This window comes from Paracoccus aminophilus JCM 7686 (assembly GCF_000444995.1).
GTDB lineage: Bacteria > Pseudomonadota > Alphaproteobacteria > Rhodobacterales > Rhodobacteraceae > Paracoccus > Paracoccus aminophilus.
Window position 1 is genome coordinate 108,372 of record NC_022043.1, and the last position, 15,957, is coordinate 124,328.

The following is a 15,957-nucleotide window of genomic DNA, read 5'->3' on the forward strand; positions in this document are numbered from 1 at the left end:
CTCGGGCGGAATGATACGGCTCTGGCCGAGCTCTCCGGTCGGGCGGCGCCGCGCTGGCGTGAGCCTCGCCGGGCTGGCGACGCTGCTCTTGGCCTTGTTTGCGGCGACGCTGTTTCAGCCTTGGCGCGAACGACTGACCTTTCAGGTCTTTGACGCCTATCAACGGCTGGCGCCTCGGGCCGCGACCGATCCGGCGGTTGCCGTGGTCGATATCGACGAGGCCTCGATTGCCGCGCTTGGGCAATGGCCTTGGCCGCGCGGAACTGTTGCCGATCTGGTTGACCGCTTGGGCGGCATGGGCGCGGCGGCCATTGCCTTCGATATGAGCTTTTCCGAGCCTGACCGCACCTCGCTCGATCAGGCGGTGACGCGGCTGCGCAATATGGGGGCCAGCATCAACCTGCCTGACGGCGGCGCGGCGCTGAACAGCGACGCGGCTTTCGCCGCCGCCATTGCGCGCAATCCGGTGGTGCTCGGGGTCGCGCTGAACAACGAAACCCGAACCCCGCCGCCGAAACCCCGCGCGGGCTTTGCCTTTGGCGGCTCTGATCCGCTGAGCTATCTGCCGCATTTCACCGGCAGTATCGGCAATATCGCACCGCTGACGGCGGCGGCGACCGGGATCGGCAGCTTTTCCTTCGTGCCGTCATCCGACAATATCGTCCGAACCATGCCGCTGGTCGTGGCGACCGAAGAGGGGCTTTTTCCCGCGCTCAATGTCGAGGCGCTGCGCGTGGCGCAAGGGGCTTCGTCCTTCGTCTTGCGCTCGACCGATGCCAGCGGCGAGCTTGGCGGCTCGGGCGGGGCGATGACCGCGTTGAAAGTCGGGACACTTTCGGCGCCGACCGATGCTGACGGGCGGCTCTGGCTGCATTTCTCGGGTATGCCGCGGATGCCGGTGATCCCAGCGGCGGATGTGCTCGACCCAACGAAAGCGGCGGTGATCGAGCCCGAGATCTCGGGCCGGATCGTGCTGATCGGCACCAGCGCAATCGGGCTGCGCGATATTGTGGCGACTCCGATCTCGCGTTCTTGGCCCGGGGTGAAGGTCCATGCCGAGGTCATCGACCAGATCATCAACCAAAGCTTTCTGACCCGTCCCGACTGGGCACCCGGCGCCGAGCTGACGGTCGCGGTTCTGGCCAGTGTCGTGCTGATCGGGATCGTGGCCCTTCTGGGCCCGGTTCTCAGCAGCCTTGGCCTTGGGCTGTTGCTGGCGGCGGTGGCCGGGCTGTCCTGGATCAGCTTCAATCGCTTTGGCCTGCTCCTCGATCCGGTGCTGCCGGTCCTGTGCCTGATCGCGGTCTTTGGCCTGACCGCGCCTTTGCTGATCGCGCTGACCAACCGCGAGAAGCTTTTCGTGCGCAGTGCCTTCGGACGCTATCTCTCGCCGACGCTGGTCGATCGGCTGTCCGATGACCCCTCGGCCCTGCGGCTGGGTGGCGAGGCGCGTGAGCTGACCGTGCTCTTTTCCGATATCCGCGGCTTTACCACCTTGTCAGAGCGGCTCGATCCGACCGCATTGACCGCGCTTTTGAACGGCTTTCTTACGCCGATGACCGATGTCCTCTTGGCGCATGAGGCGACGATCGACAAATATATTGGCGATGCGATCATGGCCTTCTGGAACGCGCCGCTGGAGATCGAAGGACACGAGCGCAAGGCCTGCCTTGCCGCGCTTGCCATGGCCGAGGCGGTCGAGCGGATGAACCGCGAGCGCGGCAGCGAGATCCGTATCGGCGTTGGGCTGCATCGCGGCATGGCCTGCGTCGGCAATCTGGGCTCGATCCAGCGGTTTTCCTATTCCGCGATTGGCGACACCGTCAATCTGGCCTCGCGGGTCGAAGGGCTGACCAAGCAATATGGCGTCAGCATTGCCGTGACCGAGGCGGTGCGCGCCGCCGTCAGCGAGGCCACTGGCGAGGATCTGGCCTTTCTCGAACTTGACCGCGTCCGCGTTGTGGGTCGCGCCGCGCCGGTCGCGCTTTTCGCGCTTCTCGGCGATGAAAACCAAGCGCGCCAGCCCGCGTTCTACGACTGGCGTCTTGCGCATGAGGCGTTTCTGGCGGCCTATCGCGCTGGGGATTTCGCCACGGCCACCACGCGTCTGGCCGCGCTGCGCACCCGAGCCGAGCCCGGATTGCAGGGCCTCTACGAACAATATCACGAGCGGATTACGAATCTTCTTGCCAAACCGCCCGGCCCAGATTGGGATGGCGTTTATACCGCGAAATCAAAATGATAATCTCGATCCTGACCCGGTTTGACGGAGCACTGACATGCTGACGAGCAATCTGGCGGACCTGTTTGCCCTGATGGTCTTTGGGCATATGCTCGGGGATTATCCATTGCAGGGCGCGTTTCTGTCGCGTGCCAAGAACCGCAGCGATCCCTTGCCCGGCACGCCGTGGTATCAGGCGCTGGCGGCCCATGCGATCATTCAGGGCGGTATCGTCGGGATCATCACCGGCAGCCTTGTGCTCGCGCTTTTGGAAACCGTGATCCACGCCTTGATCGACGACGCCAAATGCAGAAACAAGATCGGCTTCAATCTCGATCAGCTGCTGCACATCCTGTGCAAACTGCTGTGGATCGGGCTGCTGGTGATCTGGACCTGACGGCCGCAGCGGAGGGAGGGGCCTAGCGGCCCAGCCCTTTCGCGTAGGCTTCAAGCTGGTCGATGACCGCGCTCCAGCCGGAGTGAAAGCCCATTTCTTCATGGCTTTTGCGCGCCTCAGCCGAGCGATGGCGGGCGATGGCCGTATAATCGGTCCCGCCCTTGGGATTGTCCGCAAGCAGCAGGATTGCGGTCAGGAAGGGCTCGGGCGCAGGCTTCCAGCCCTCACGATAGCTGTCGGCGAAGACGAGTTTGCGCTGCGGGTCGATTTCAAGATAGACGCCCTCGTTCTTCATCTCATGGCCTTCGACATCGAATGTCGTGTTGAAGCGGCCACCGACCCGCAGGTTGATCTCGCAATCAAGGACCCGATGCGGGCTCGGGACGAAGAAATGCCGGATATGCTCGGGCGTCGTCCAGCATTCCCAGACCAAGGCGCGCGGCAGGTCGAGATGGCGTTCCAGCGTGAGATCGGTCAGAGGGTCGAGTTCCATCGTCTTCACTCCTCGTCAAGGGAGGCGGGTCTCGCGCGTCAGGATCGGCAGGGCCGATTTGTCGGGCAGCGCGCAGCTCTCGCCATGGGCCAAGCTAGCCACGTGAGCCGCATCAAGGCAAGCGCGCTATTTGCCGTCAAGCCGCTCGATCCGGCGCAGCACCGGGAAAGCGCTCATCCAGATCGCGACCACGGCCAGCGTGCCGACACCGCCGATTACGCAGGCTGTGACCGGACCGAGAAAGCCCGCCATCATCCCGCTCTCGAACTCGCCCAATTGGTTCGATGTGCCGATGAAGAGCGAATTGACCGCGTTGACCCGCCCGCGCATCTCGTCGGGGGTCATCAGCTGCACCAGAGAGGAGCGCACGACGACGCTGATATTGTCCGAGGCGCCGACGACCAGCAGCGCAAGGATCGAAAGCCAGACCTGCGTCGAGAGCGCGAAGACGATGGTTGCCAGACCAAAGACCGCGACGGCGGCAAACATCTTGCGCCCGGCGCCTGCGACCACCGGATAGCGGCCGAGATAGATCGACATCGCCAAAGCGCCGATTGCCGGGGCCGAGCGCAACAGGCCAAGCCCGAAGGGGCCTGCCTCAAGAATATCCGAGGCATAGATCGGCAAAAGCGCGGTCGCGCCGCCCAACAGGACCGCGAACAGATCGAGCGAGATCATGCCCAGAACCGCAGGCGTGCGCCGGATGAAGGCGACGCCCGCGAAGATCGTTTCGAAGGTCACGGGCGTGCGGGCCGTGGGCGCGGCGCTCAGGATGCGGATCGTGCCGACGCTATAACCCGCCGCCAAAAAGAGCAGCCCCGAGACGAAGAAGGGCACGATATGGCCAAAGCCGTAAAGCACGCCGCCAAGCGCCGGACCCACGATCAGCGCGGTCTGCATGAAGGAGGTCGAGGTTGCGATGGCGCGTTGCAGCATGGCCGGGCCGACGATGCCGGGCAGAAGCGAGGCCATGGTCGGGCGCTCGAACGCCTGTGCGGCGCCCAAGATCGTCACCGCGACCAGAATGCCCTGCGGCGTCAGGCTTTGCTTCCAGACCAGAACGCCCAGAACGAGCACGGTCAGCGCCTCGACCCATTGGCAGATCAGCCCGATGCGACGGCGGTCATAGCGGTCGGCCATGGCGCCGACGACAAAGGTCAGGATCAGCATCGGCAGGAATTGGAAAAAACCGACCCAGCCCAGCATCCAGGCCGATCCGGTGATCTCATAGATCATCCAGCCCATTGCGACAGTCAGCGACTGAAACGCCAAGGACGAGCAGGTGCGCGAGATCAGGAAATGGCGATAATTGCGATTTTGCAGAACGGATGGAGAGAGGAGATCGCTGCCGTTGGCAAAATCTTGGGAGGTCATGGGCCAGTCCTGGGCGGTTGGATGTCCTGAGCGCCATCACGGCGGAAGGGCAGGTTGGGGGCGTTGGCTGCGCGCTCTTTACGCGCGGCGCTTGCGGACGTAACACACGAGCCGCGCCATGACACCACCGACAGGGAAAAGGAAATCTTTCCGTGAAAGTCTTCATCTCCGCCGATATGGAAGGCACCGCTGGCATCGCTCATTGGGACGAGGCCGACCGCAACCATGTTGATTACGAACAATTCCGCGTGCTGATGACTGCTGAGGTGGTTGCCGCCTGCGAAGGTGCGCGCGCGGCGGGGGCCGATGAGGTGCTGATCAAGGATGCCCATGAAAGCGGGCGCAACCTTCTGGTCGACCGTCTGCCCGCTTATGCGCGGATCGTGCGCGGCTGGTCGGGCCATCCCGATTCGATGATGTTCGGGCTGGACCCCAGCTTCGACGCGGCGATCTATACCGGCTATCACGCCAAGGCCGGGGCCGAGAGCAACCCGCTCGCCCATACTTCGACGCTGCGGATCTCGCGCTTCCTGCTCAATGGCGAGGTGGCCTCCGAGCTGACGGTGAATGCCCTGGCGGCGGCGCGCCATGGCGTGCGCTCGGCCTTTATCGCGGGCGATGCCGAGATCTGTGCCGATGCGCAGGCGATGATCCCGGGCATCCACTCTTTCGCGACGCTGGAAGGCTTTGGTCGTGCCTCGATTTCCGTGGCGCCAGTGCGCGCGCAGGAGGCGATCCGCGCGGGGGTCGAGGCGGCGCTGCGCGAAGGCGTGGGGGGATTGCCGCAGATCGAGGGGCCCTTCGAGGTGGTGATCGAATTCGTGAACCCGACCGATGCCTATCGCGTCTCGTGGTTTCCGGGCGCGCGTGCGCATGGCCCGCGCGCCGTGGCCTTTGCCGCGACCGAGTTCTTCGAGATCCAGCGCGCGCTGCGTTTCCTGATCGATTGAGCAAAAGCGCGGCGCGGTTCAAACCCGCGCCGCCCAAAGCCGTTCGGGCGTGCCACCCGCTGAGGCGGCGCGCCTTGTCGTCAGATCAGATGCCGCGCAATCACCTGCGACCAGTCGCGGCGCGCGACCTCTTCGCCCTCGAGATGGGCGGTGAGCCAGCCGGTCAGGTAGAAATTCCCCGCATCCGAGGTCATTTCCGTCCGCGTCTCGATATGGCTCTGCCAGCCCTCGCGCCCCATGACATAGCTCTGCTCAAGGACGTAGCGCGCCGAGAGCGGGTCATCGGGGTGGATGGTCAGCTCGCGCCGCAGGTTATGGGCCTGCGTCGTGTCGATCTCGTCAAAGCGCAGAATGCCCTCGCCGAAGAGCCCGCCTTCGCCTTCAGTGACATAGGTCGCAAGCCCGGTCAGGTGATCGACCGAGGACCAGCGCGCGACCCGACCCGGATCAAGCTGGGTTGTCGGCGTCAAAGGCCCATGCGCCGGAGGCAGGAAGGCGACCTCAGCTTGCGGCAGGGACAGGTCACGCACCGGCAGCGAGAGCGTCGAATGCTCGGGGTGGATGGTCAGCGTCGCGGCCTCGGGCGCGGGCCAGATCGCGGGCCAATAGGCCGAACCGATCGAGAGGCGCAGCTTGTGACCCGGAAGGAAGCGATGGCCGCAAGCCGACAGCGTGACCTTGACGCGGGTGGTCTGGCCGGGTTCGAGCGGGGTCGGATGCTCGTGGCTCTCGCGATGGGTCAGGTTCAGGACCTGATAGCTGACGCGCAGGATCTCGCCCGAGGGCAGGACATCCGACAACCGGACCGCGATCTGGGCCAAGGGCTTGTCCGAGGCAAGATCCAGCTCCAGCTCGGGCGCGCCGAGGATCTCGAAGGCCTCGGTCACGGCGATGTCGAAATTGAGCGAGCCGCCATCGTCAAGGCGCTGGTCGGTCGGCATCTCGCCCTCGCAGCCCGTGCCCATCCATTCGCCCGCAGCCTGACCGTGGTTCTGGGGCGAGCGGATCGCCAAAGCCTCGCCGGGCCGCGCGGTTTCGGCGAGCCGGCCCGCATCGGTCAGATGCAACAGGCGCGGCTTGATCGCGGGGCTCGGCCATTGCGTCTCGCCGACCCAGCGGCCGGGCTGATCGCGGCGCGTGCCGGTGGGCGCGACCGGATCATTGATGAAGGCGCGCATCTGCGGCTCGTCCATGATGCCATTGTCGATGCCATTGAGCCAGCGGTCCCACCAGCGCACCGCCTCTTGCAGAAAGCCGATGGCCGGGCCGGGGATGCCGTCATGGGGATAGACATGGCCCCAAGGACCGATGATGCCGAGGCTCGGCACCTTCAGCCCGGAGATCAGGCGCGGCACCGAATTCGTATAGCTGTCGACCCAGCCGCCGACGACCATGACCGGGCATTCGATCGCCGACCAGTCTTCCTGCACCGAGCCATGTTTCCAATAATCGTCATAGGTCTGATGTTCGGCCCAGAGGGCGGGGAAGAAGGGCAGGTTTTCAAGCCGCTCGATCCAGCGCTCGCGCCAATCCGCGCCTGCGACTTCGGGGTCAAGCGGGCGGGCCTGATAGGCCAGCATGATCGCGCCCCACCAGAGGTTATCGTTCAAAAGGCAGCCGCCCATGAAGTGGATGTCGTCGCGGAAGCGGTCATCGGTCGAATAGGCCGACAGCACCGCCTTCAGCGCCTTGGGACGGCGCGCCGCGACCTGCAGGCAGTTGAAGCCAGACCAGCTTTTGCCCATCATCCCGACATTGCCCGAACACCAGTCCTGTGCCGTGATCCAGTCGATCACCTCGAGCGCATCGTCTTGTTCTTGCAGCAGATATTCATCCGCGAGCTGGCCGTCGCTTTCGCCCGATCCGCGCATATCGACGCGCACCGCCGCATAGCCGTTCTGGGCGAAATAGCCATGCATCGGCTCGTCCCGCCCGCGGGTTCCGTCGCGTTTGCGGTAGGGGATATATTCGAGAACCGCCGGGACCGGCTGCGCGCGCGCGCCCTCGGGCAGAAAGATCCGCGCGGCAAGGCGGGTGCCGTCGCGCAAGGGGATCCAGATATGTTCAATCTTTTCAATGCTCATCCTGCCCTCCAAAGGCAAAGCGTCAGGCCCAAGAGGCGCGCCCCTTGGGAAGTCGGTGAAAATCGGGGCGGGCTCAGGCGCTGCGGGCGGCCATGACCTCGCTTAGCCAATCACGCCGGAGTTCTGGCACGGCGGCCAGAAGGCGGCGGGTGTAATCCTCGGCCGGGGCCGCAAAGAGCTGCGCGGTCGGCGCGGTCTCGACGACGCGGCCACGCTCCATCACCATGACCCGGTCGGCGAGGCGCTGCACGACCGAGAGATCATGGGTGATGAAAAGGTAAGTCAGCCCATGATCTTGCTGCAACTGGCGCAGAAGCTTCAGGATTTCCTCGGCCACCAGCGGGTCGAGCGCGGAGGTCACCTCGTCGCAGATCAGAAGCTCGGGCTCGGCGGCCAGAGCACGCGCGATGCAGACGCGCTGCTTTTGCCCGCCCGAGAGCGCCGAAGGCAGGCGATCCGCGAAATCGGCGGGCAGGCCGATCATCTCAAGGAGCCGCGCCACCTCGTCGCGCGCCGCCCGGCCTTTCAGCCCGCGCAGAAGCGCGAGCGGCCGACCAATCGCCTCGCCCACGGTCTGGCGCGGATTAAGCGCCACATCGGGCAGCTGATAGACGAGCTGGATGCGGCGCAGCCCCTCGCGGTCACGGGCGCGAAAGCCCGAGGGCAGGGGCGCGCCGTTGAAGAGCACCTCGCCCGACGAGGGCGGCAAAAGTCCCGCGATCAGCCGCGCCAGCGTCGATTTGCCCGAGCCGCTTTCGCCGACCACCGCCAAAGTCTCGCCGCGTTCAAGCGTCAGCGAGACATCATGCAGCACCTTGACCTGACCATAGGCCGCGTCAACGCGCGACACGCGCAGGATCTCATCGCCGCTGGTCGCCCGGCCCGCCGCGCTGCGTTGCAGATTGCCTTGGCGTTCGGCGACAAGCTGGCGGGTATAATCGGCGCGCGGGGCCTCGAGCACCTGCTCGGTGGTGCCGAGTTCAACCTCGCGGCCATGGCGCAGAACCATCAGCCGGTCGGCGACCTGCGCGATCACGGCAAGGTCGTGGGTGATGTAAAGCGCCGCCGTGCCATAGCGGCGAATGACCTCGCGCAAAAGCGCCAGAACCTCGATCTGGGTGGTCACGTCCAGCGCGGTGGTCGGCTCGTCGAGGACCAGAATATCGGGCTTGCCCGCCATCGCCATGGCGATCATCGCGCGCTGCAATTGCCCGCCAGAGACCTGATGCGGATAGCGTTTGCCGAAGGTTTCGGGATCGGGCAGGCGAAGCGCGGTGAAAAGCTCGATCATCCAAGCGCGCGCCTCGGCCGGGCTCATCAGCCCATGCACCAGCGGCACTTCGAGGATCTGGGCTTCAAGCCGCATCGCCGGGTTGAAGGCGGCGGCCGCACTTTGCGCGACATAGGCGATGCGCGTGCCGCGCATCTCTTCGCGTTTGGCGCGGCCCGCGCTGCGCAGTTCGGTCCCGACCAGACGGATCTCGCCCCCGGTGATGCGGCAACCGCCGCGCCCGTAGCCCATGGCGGCGAGGCCAATGGTCGATTTGCCCGCGCCGCTTTCGCCGATCAGGCCCAGAACCTCGCCCGGCGCAAGATCAAGGTCGATCCCATGAAGCAGCACCGCGCCATTCGGGGCCTCGACCTTGAGACCGCGGATTTCAAGAAGATGCGCCGCGCTCATCTGTTTTCTCCCTGATAGGAGGTGCGGCCCGCCAAGGCCCAATCGACGACGAGGTTGACGCCGATGGTCACCAGAGCAATCGCCGCCGCCGGGAAGAGGGGCGAATAGAGCCCGTAGAGGATGCCCTGCTGATTGTCGCGCACCATGCCGCCCCAATCCGCGAAGGGGGGCTGCACGCCGAGGCCGAGGTAGGAAAGCCCCGCGACAAAGAGGAAGGTGAAGCAGAAACGCATCCCGAATTCGGCCAGCAGGGGCGGCAAGGCATTTGGGAGGATCTCCTTGCGGATCATCCACCAATTGCCCTCGCCTCGCAGGCGCGCGACTTCGGCATATTCCATGACAACAACGCCTTGCGCGACGATCCTCGACAAACGAAAGACGCGTGTGCTGTCCAAAAGCGCGATGGTCAGGATCAGGACCGGCAGGCTCGAGCCCAAGGCTTGCAGCACGACCAAAGCCGAGATCAGCACCGGAATCGACATCATCACATCCACGAGCCGCGAGCCCAGAACGTCCGGCCAGCCGCCGCGCAGGGCCGCGAGAAAGCCAAGCGGCACGCCGATCGAGAAGGAAATCACCTCGGCCAAAAGCGAGATGCCGATCGACATGCGCGCGCCGTACAGGATGCGGGACAGCATGTCGCGCCCGTTCTGGTCGAGGCCGAAAAGATGCGCGGCGCTTGGCGGATCGAAGGGGGCGCCGACGACCTCTTCCTGTCCATAAGGCGCGAGCATCGGCCCGAAAAGGAACAGGAAGGCCGCGACCAGCACGATGGCAAGCCCAAGAAGTCCGGCGATGGGCAGGCGTTTTCCGAAAAGTCTCATCTTACGCCTCCTTCGCGCGGGGATGGCGCAGGCGCGGATTGAGCGCGATGGCCAGAATATCGGCCAGCATGTTCAGCCCGACATAGATCGAGGCAAAGACCATGGCGGCGGCCTGCACCATCGGCAGATCGCGCTTGGACACGGCATCGACCATGAAGCGGCCAAGGCCGTTGTAGTTGAAGATCGCCTCGACCAGCACGACGCCGGCGATCAGATAGGTGAGGTTGAACGCGACGACGTTCACGATCGGGCCAATCGCATTCGGGGTGGCGTGGCGCAGCACGACGCGGCCGTTTTTCATGCCTTTGAGAAAAGCCGTCTCGATATAGGGCTGGTCCATGACGCCCAGCACCGTGGTGCGCGTCATCCGCATGATCTGGGCCACGGTGACCAGCACCAGCACGATCATTGGGAGTGTCGTGGCCTTGAGCCATTCACCAAAACCCATCCCATCCCAAGTGTCGGCAAGGCTTGGCAAAAGCCCGGTCTGGACCGAGAAGAAGAGGATCAGCAGCAGCCCGAGGAAATATTCGGGCAGAGATGCGGTGATCAGCGCGATGACATTGGCGGCGCGGTCGAAGAACGAGCCGCGAAAGGCCGCGCAAGCGATCCCAAGCACCAGCGCCAGCGGGATCGCGATCACGGCGGCATAAGCGGCGAGCGACATCGTGTTCCAAAAGCGCGGCCACAACAGCCCCGCGACCGGCTGACGGTTCGCAAGCGATTGGCCGAGATCGCCGTGCAGGATACCGCCCGCCCAAGAGAGATAGCGCGCGACCGGCCCGGCGTTCAGGCCAAGCTCGGTCCGCAGCGCGGCCAAGGATTCCGGCGTCGCATTCTGGCCAAGGATCGACGAAGCGACATCGCCCGGCAAAAGCTCGGTTCCGGCGAAGACCAGAACCGAGACGAGGACAAGCGTCACAAGGCCGAGGCCAAGGCGCTGAAGGATCAGCGTGCCCATTACGCCTCCAGCCAGACCTTCTCGGCGAAGCGCGCGCCCATCAGGTTGAACATCGGATGCGGGGTCACGCCCTTGACCTGAACCGAGACGCCGTCGAGATAATCGCCGAACATCGGGATCATCACGCCGCCCTCGTCCGAGATCATCTGTTGCAGCTCCCAATAGATCGCCTTGCGCTTCTCATCGTCCAAAAGCGCGCGGGCTTCGGTCAGAAGCTGGTCGAATTTCTCGTTCTTCCAATAGCTGTCGTTCTGGGCCGAGGTCGATTGATAGGCGATGGTCAGCATCTGGTCAGCGGTCGGACGCCCGCCCCAATAGGACATGCAGAAGGGCGCCTTCATCCAGACGTTTTCCCAATAGCCATCCGCAGGCTCGCGCTGGATCGTGACATTGATGCCTGCCGCTGCCGCTGCCGTGCGATAGATCGCCGCCGCATCGACAGCGCCCGCGAAAGCCGCATCAGAGGCTTGCAAAGTCACATCGAGCTTATCCAGCCCCGCCTGTTTCAGATGGAACTTCGCCTTTTCCGGGTCATAGACGCGCTGAGGCAGCTCGGTGTTGAAGAAACGGTCGGTTTTCGGGATCGGGTGATCATTGCCAAGCTGGCCGTAGCCGCGCAGAGCGGTGTTCAAAAGCTGCTCGCGGTCGACCGAATATTTGATCGCGAGCCGGATATTGTTGTCGCTGAAGGGCGCCTGAGTGCAGTTCATCGGGAAGGTGAAATGCTGGCCGCCCGCAGATTGGATCACCTGCACGCGCGGATTGCGCTTCAAAAGATCGACCGTCTTGAAGTCAACCGCGTTGATCGCCTGCACCTGACCCGACATCAGCGCATTGGTGCGCGCCGACAGATCGTTGATGACGATCACCTCGACCACATCGACATTGGCGCAGCCGGGTTTCCAATAGTTCGGGTTGCGGGTGAAGCGGCCGCGCACGCCCGGCTCGATACTTTCGGGGATGAAGGGGCCGGTGCCGATGGGTTTCGCCCAATCGGTGAAACCATCGGGCACGACGAGGAAGTGATAATCCGACAGCATATAGGGCAGGTCGGCATTGCCGCTTTCGAGCGTAATCTTGACCTCGCTGTCCGAGACCTTCGCGAGATCCTTGATCACCGCCGCAATCGAGCGCGCGCCCGAAGGCGTATCCGGCCCGCGATGGAGGTTCAGCGAATAGATAATGTCATCGGCGGTCAGCGCCTTGCCGTTGTGAAAGCTCACGCCTTGGCGGACCTTGAAGCTCCATTCGATGGCGCCGGGCTGGGCCTCCCAGCTTTCAAAGAGCTCGGGCTGGGCCTTGTTGTCCTTGTCGATCTCGACGAGGCCGTTCATCACCATATAGGCTTGGTTGACCGGCACCCAATCGTTCATCTTGCGCAGGTCGAAATCATCGGTGGTCGAGCCGCCGCCGATGCCCATTTTCAGCGTGCCACCCTTTTTCGGAACCTCTTGCGCGGCGAGAAGGCCGGGCAGGAAGGTCAGGGCGCCAAGCCCTGCGGCTCCGGCCAAAAGGGCGCGGCGATCCAGATGAAAACGGGAATTGGCGGTCATGGTCTTCCTCTCCTGTGCTGTCCAAGGCCCATGCTGCGGGCGAATGTCCGGCCTCGTTGGGCCGCTCAGAGCCTGAGAAAACTGCGGGAAATACCGCCTGTTTCTCAAATGACTTTTTGTCATACCCCTGTGACAAAGGCGCATTTGCCTGCCGCAAGGTCAAGCCTGATCATGCCGGTTTTCCGCAATCAGCCATTCGGCGAGACGGCGGGTCGCCATGCGCTGATGGCGATGGGCCGAGCGCATCAGATAGTAATTTCCCTGTCCGCGCAGACGATGCGGATGGGCCTCGACCAGACGGCCCGCGTCGATCAGATCCTGCACGACCCAGGTCCAGCCCATGGCGATGCCAACCCCCTCCATCGCGGCCTCAATGGCCAGGCGGTAGCACCCCATTTTCCAGCGCATCGCCCCTCTCGGAAGGGAAACGCCCGCCGAATACAGCCAGTTTCCCCAGTCGGTCCATTCCTTGAAGGTTTCTTCCATGCTGAGGATCAGCGGGCTTTCTTGCTCGATCAGCGGAGGCTGGCCGGGTGCCATGACCGGGACCATGAGCTCGGGGCCGAGCCGGTCCATGATGAAATCGGCGATGCGCACGGGGCGGTGATAGATCGCGAGATCATATTCATCGGGGCGCAGCTGGGCGATGTTGTCATCGACCCTGAGCTTCAGCTCGAGCCAAGGCAAATCGCGACGAATTCCGGCGAGACGCGGCAGCACCCAAAGATCGGCCACACCCTGCGAGCAGGCCAGCACGACCTCGGATTGATCGCGCGCGCCCTGAACGCCCTCTCCCAACACCGAAAGCGCATCCATCGCCCGCCCGACCTGCAACGCGTAATCCTCGCCCGCCGCATTCAGCGCCATGCCCGAGGCGACGCGGTCAAAGAGCACTGCGCCGACGTGATCCTCAAGCCGCGCGATCTGACGGCTGACCCCGCTTTGCGTCAGACCAAGCAGCTCGGCAGCCCCAGAAATCGAGCCGCACCGCGCCACGGTCTGGAAGGCCACCAGCTGATTGAGCGGCGGGATGCGCGGCGGTGCGGGGGGCTGGGACATGGGGCGCGGGCCTTTCGCAGCAGGACAGGGCCAGAGCCGAGGCTCTGCGCTCTTAGGATCATGCAGCTGGGGCGGGGCGTAAAGAGGGTGCGGTCGTAATGCGGTTGCGGGCGCGCGGCCCGGAAATGTGAAAAGGAGACGGGAACCCCGTCTCCTTCCGGTCCCGGATCGGGACGAATTTGCTGTGCTTTAGCCGAGGGATCGCCGCGGCCAAGCGAGATCAGCTGACCAGAACGCGGCGGTTCTGGCGGTGCCGGATCGCGAGCTTGCGGCCCATCCGACCCGAAAGCAGCAGCCGGGCCGGCGGCTGGCTTGCCCCATCGCGGAGTTCGGGGAAGAGGGTATAGATCTCTTCCCGCGCTTCAGCGCCGACAGAATGCAGCGCTTCTTCCCCGGTATACATCGACTCGCACTCCGCCCCATTGGCGCGCACGACCTCGTGGCCGTCGAACATGAAGTGGACATAGGTCACTTCGGTCAGATCGGTCGCGATTTCGACGCCGTCGAGCGAGAGCAGCTGTTTCGCAGCGACGAGAACTTCGTTCGTGCCGAACATGCGCTGCGCGATCTTCGAGCGGATCAGCACGCGGTGCTGCGGCGAGACGACCAGATCCGAGGACGGGATATTGTCGCCAAGCGCGCCCTTGCTGATGCGGATCGGGCGGATCTTCGGATTGGCGATGAACTCTGCCTCCGAGATGAGACGCTGACCGACCCATTGGATCGCCTGCAGCCCATGATCGCTGGTGAAGACCAGATCGCCGGTCTCGAGATGACCCGCGCGAACCTCGCCATGCGCCGTTTCGATCAAGGCATCTGCCGAGAAGCAAACGACATTGGTGTTGTCCCAGGTCAGATCCTGCCCGCGCACCGGCTGGCCGTTGTTCTGAATGGTGAAGCTGAAATCGCTGCCAAAGCCGTGAGCTGTCGAATGGTCGTTCAGGACGCCGTCATCCTCCTGGTCGCCACGCATCCATTCAATCGCATTGGGATAGGTCGGCGCGCCATTGGCGCGAGCCCAATCGTTATAGGTCTTGAGATTGTCCGCGTTGTAGAAGCCAGCGAGATCGACGAAATCGTTGTTGCTCTGATTGCCGTCGTTGAAGTTGCCGCCATTGGCCAGGTTGAAGTCGGTGATCAGGCCGCCGTCATGGGCGACGAACGTGTCGAAACCATCGCCGCCGGTCATCGTCGAATGGCCGGGACCGCCGTCGATGAAGTCATTACCCTCACCGCCATAGAGCGTGTCATCGCCATCCCCGCCATAGAGGAAGTCGTTGCCGTCACCGCCATAGAGGAGGTCGTTGCCCACGCCGCCGTAAAGCGTATCAATGCCCGAACCGCCCGACAGCGTGTCGTCGCCGTCGCCACCATAGATCAGGTCATTGCCGTCTTCGCCCAGAAGCGAATCGTTGCCCTCGTCGCCGAAAATCGTGTCGTCGCCCGAGCCGCCAAAGACGGTATCAGCGCCGGTGCCGCCGTAGATCAGGTCATCGCCATTGCCGCCGCTCAGCGAATCGTCGCCTTCGTCACCATAGATGGTGTCGTTGCCGTCGTTGCCGTCGATGGTGTCGTTGCCCTCACCGCCATAAAGCAGGTCGTCGCTGTTGTCGGTGATGATGACATCGTTGCCCGCACCGCCGAACAGCGTGTTGTTGATGCTGTTGCCGCCGCCCCGGATCGTGTCGTCGCCGTCGCCACCATAGATCAGGTTGCTGCCGCCGCCGCCGTCAATGTTGTCATTGCCGTTGCCGCCATAGATGGTGTCATTGCCATCCGCGCCGTGGATGTTGTCATTGCCGTCGCCGCCATAGACGAGGCTGCCATCCTGGCCGGTGTTGATGACGTCATCGCCGCCGCCGCCGTAGAGGCTGTCCTGGCCGCCATTTCCGTAAATGCTGTCATTGCCGGCGCCGCCGTAGATCAGGTCTGCGTCTGGAGTGCCGTCAATGCGTCCGTTTCCATAAATTGGATCAGGCATAGGTTACTGTCCCTTTTACCGACAGATGATTGGAATCATTCGAGGTATGTTAAATAAGCTATATGCAAGCTTATTAACGCAATCAATAGGGGTAAATACCGAGAACATATTGTAAATTTAAACAAAATGGTTCGCGGTTTTTGTCTGCCTCGGCGCCCGCCCCGCGAGGCGTCGGCTGGGCCGTCGCTTGCGTGAAATGCTGAAAAACACGGGAAAATGAGCGATCTGGACATCCCGCGCTGTCGTCAGACCCGATGAGAGCGATCGCCGTTTTGGCCGATCTCGGGGCGATGCGCGGCGGAAAATAAGCCTCGCTCTTGAGCTCCCCTATACTTTAAGACAGGCTTTGCTCAGCCAGACCGGCCAAAACGTCATTCGG

The 15,957-nt window shown here is 63.7% G+C and carries 12 protein-coding genes; 3 read left to right on the top strand and 9 right to left on the bottom strand.

Going from position 1 to position 15,957, the window contains the following annotated elements:
* Positions 1-10 precede the first annotated feature (10 nt).
* Positions 11-2,242: a CHASE2 domain-containing protein gene (locus tag JCM7686_RS20555; RefSeq protein ID WP_020952936.1), complete on the top strand. Its 2,232-nt coding sequence runs from the start codon at positions 11-13 to the stop codon at positions 2,240-2,242.
* Positions 2,243-2,279: 37 nt separating this feature from the next.
* Positions 2,280-2,618: a DUF3307 domain-containing protein gene (locus JCM7686_RS20560; protein ID WP_020952937.1), complete on the top strand. Its 339-nt coding sequence runs from the start codon at positions 2,280-2,282 to the stop codon at positions 2,616-2,618.
* A 22-nt stretch (positions 2,619-2,640) separates the two neighbouring features.
* On the opposite strand, the gene JCM7686_RS20565 is transcribed toward JCM7686_RS20560, so the two are convergent.
* Positions 2,641-3,111 (bottom strand): SRPBCC family protein, encoded by a 471-nt coding sequence (locus JCM7686_RS20565; protein ID WP_020952938.1) that lies wholly within the window; start codon positions 3,109-3,111, stop codon positions 2,641-2,643.
* A 126-nt stretch (positions 3,112-3,237) separates the two neighbouring features.
* Positions 3,238-4,485 carry an MFS transporter gene (locus tag JCM7686_RS20570; RefSeq protein ID WP_020952939.1) on the bottom strand — a complete coding sequence of 416 codons (1,248 nt, stop codon included), beginning with the start codon at positions 4,483-4,485 and terminating at the stop codon, positions 3,238-3,240.
* 152 nt (positions 4,486-4,637) lie between these two features.
* On the opposite strand from JCM7686_RS20570, the gene JCM7686_RS20575 reads away from it, so the two are divergent.
* Positions 4,638-5,435 (top strand): M55 family metallopeptidase, encoded by a 798-nt coding sequence (locus tag JCM7686_RS20575; protein WP_020952940.1) that lies wholly within the window; start codon positions 4,638-4,640, stop codon positions 5,433-5,435.
* Between the two features lie 80 nt (positions 5,436-5,515).
* Here the strand turns inward: JCM7686_RS20575 and JCM7686_RS20580 are convergent, their stop codons facing one another.
* From JCM7686_RS20580 to JCM7686_RS23700, 7 genes are all read right to left on the bottom strand, one after another.
* Positions 5,516-7,519, bottom strand: a complete 2,004-nt coding sequence (locus tag JCM7686_RS20580; protein ID WP_020952941.1) for a CocE/NonD family hydrolase — start codon at positions 7,517-7,519, stop codon at positions 5,516-5,518.
* A 73-nt stretch (positions 7,520-7,592) separates the two neighbouring features.
* Positions 7,593-9,200, bottom strand: a complete 1,608-nt coding sequence (locus JCM7686_RS20585) for an ABC transporter ATP-binding protein (RefSeq protein WP_020952942.1) — start codon at positions 9,198-9,200, stop codon at positions 7,593-7,595.
* Positions 9,197-10,024 (bottom strand): ABC transporter permease, encoded by an 828-nt coding sequence (locus JCM7686_RS20590; protein WP_020952943.1) that lies wholly within the window; start codon positions 10,022-10,024, stop codon positions 9,197-9,199. The genes JCM7686_RS20585 and JCM7686_RS20590 overlap by 4 nt, the downstream gene beginning before the upstream one ends.
* 1 nt (position 10,025) lies before the next feature.
* Positions 10,026-10,985 (bottom strand): ABC transporter permease, encoded by a 960-nt coding sequence (locus JCM7686_RS20595; RefSeq protein WP_020952944.1) that lies wholly within the window; start codon positions 10,983-10,985, stop codon positions 10,026-10,028.
* The gene (locus JCM7686_RS20600; protein WP_020952945.1) at positions 10,985-12,538 is read right to left on the bottom strand and encodes an ABC transporter substrate-binding protein; all 1,554 of its coding nucleotides are present in this window, start codon (positions 12,536-12,538) and stop codon (positions 10,985-10,987) included. The genes JCM7686_RS20595 and JCM7686_RS20600 overlap by 1 nt, the downstream gene beginning before the upstream one ends.
* A 159-nt stretch (positions 12,539-12,697) precedes the next feature.
* Positions 12,698-13,597 carry a LysR family transcriptional regulator gene (locus JCM7686_RS20605; protein WP_020952946.1) on the bottom strand — a complete coding sequence of 300 codons (900 nt, stop codon included), beginning with the start codon at positions 13,595-13,597 and terminating at the stop codon, positions 12,698-12,700.
* A gap of 220 nt (positions 13,598-13,817) precedes the next feature.
* Complete coding sequence (locus tag JCM7686_RS23700) at positions 13,818-15,578, bottom strand: Hint domain-containing protein (RefSeq protein ID WP_020952947.1); 1,761 nt, start codon at positions 15,576-15,578, stop codon at positions 13,818-13,820.
* Positions 15,579-15,957 lie beyond the last annotated feature (379 nt).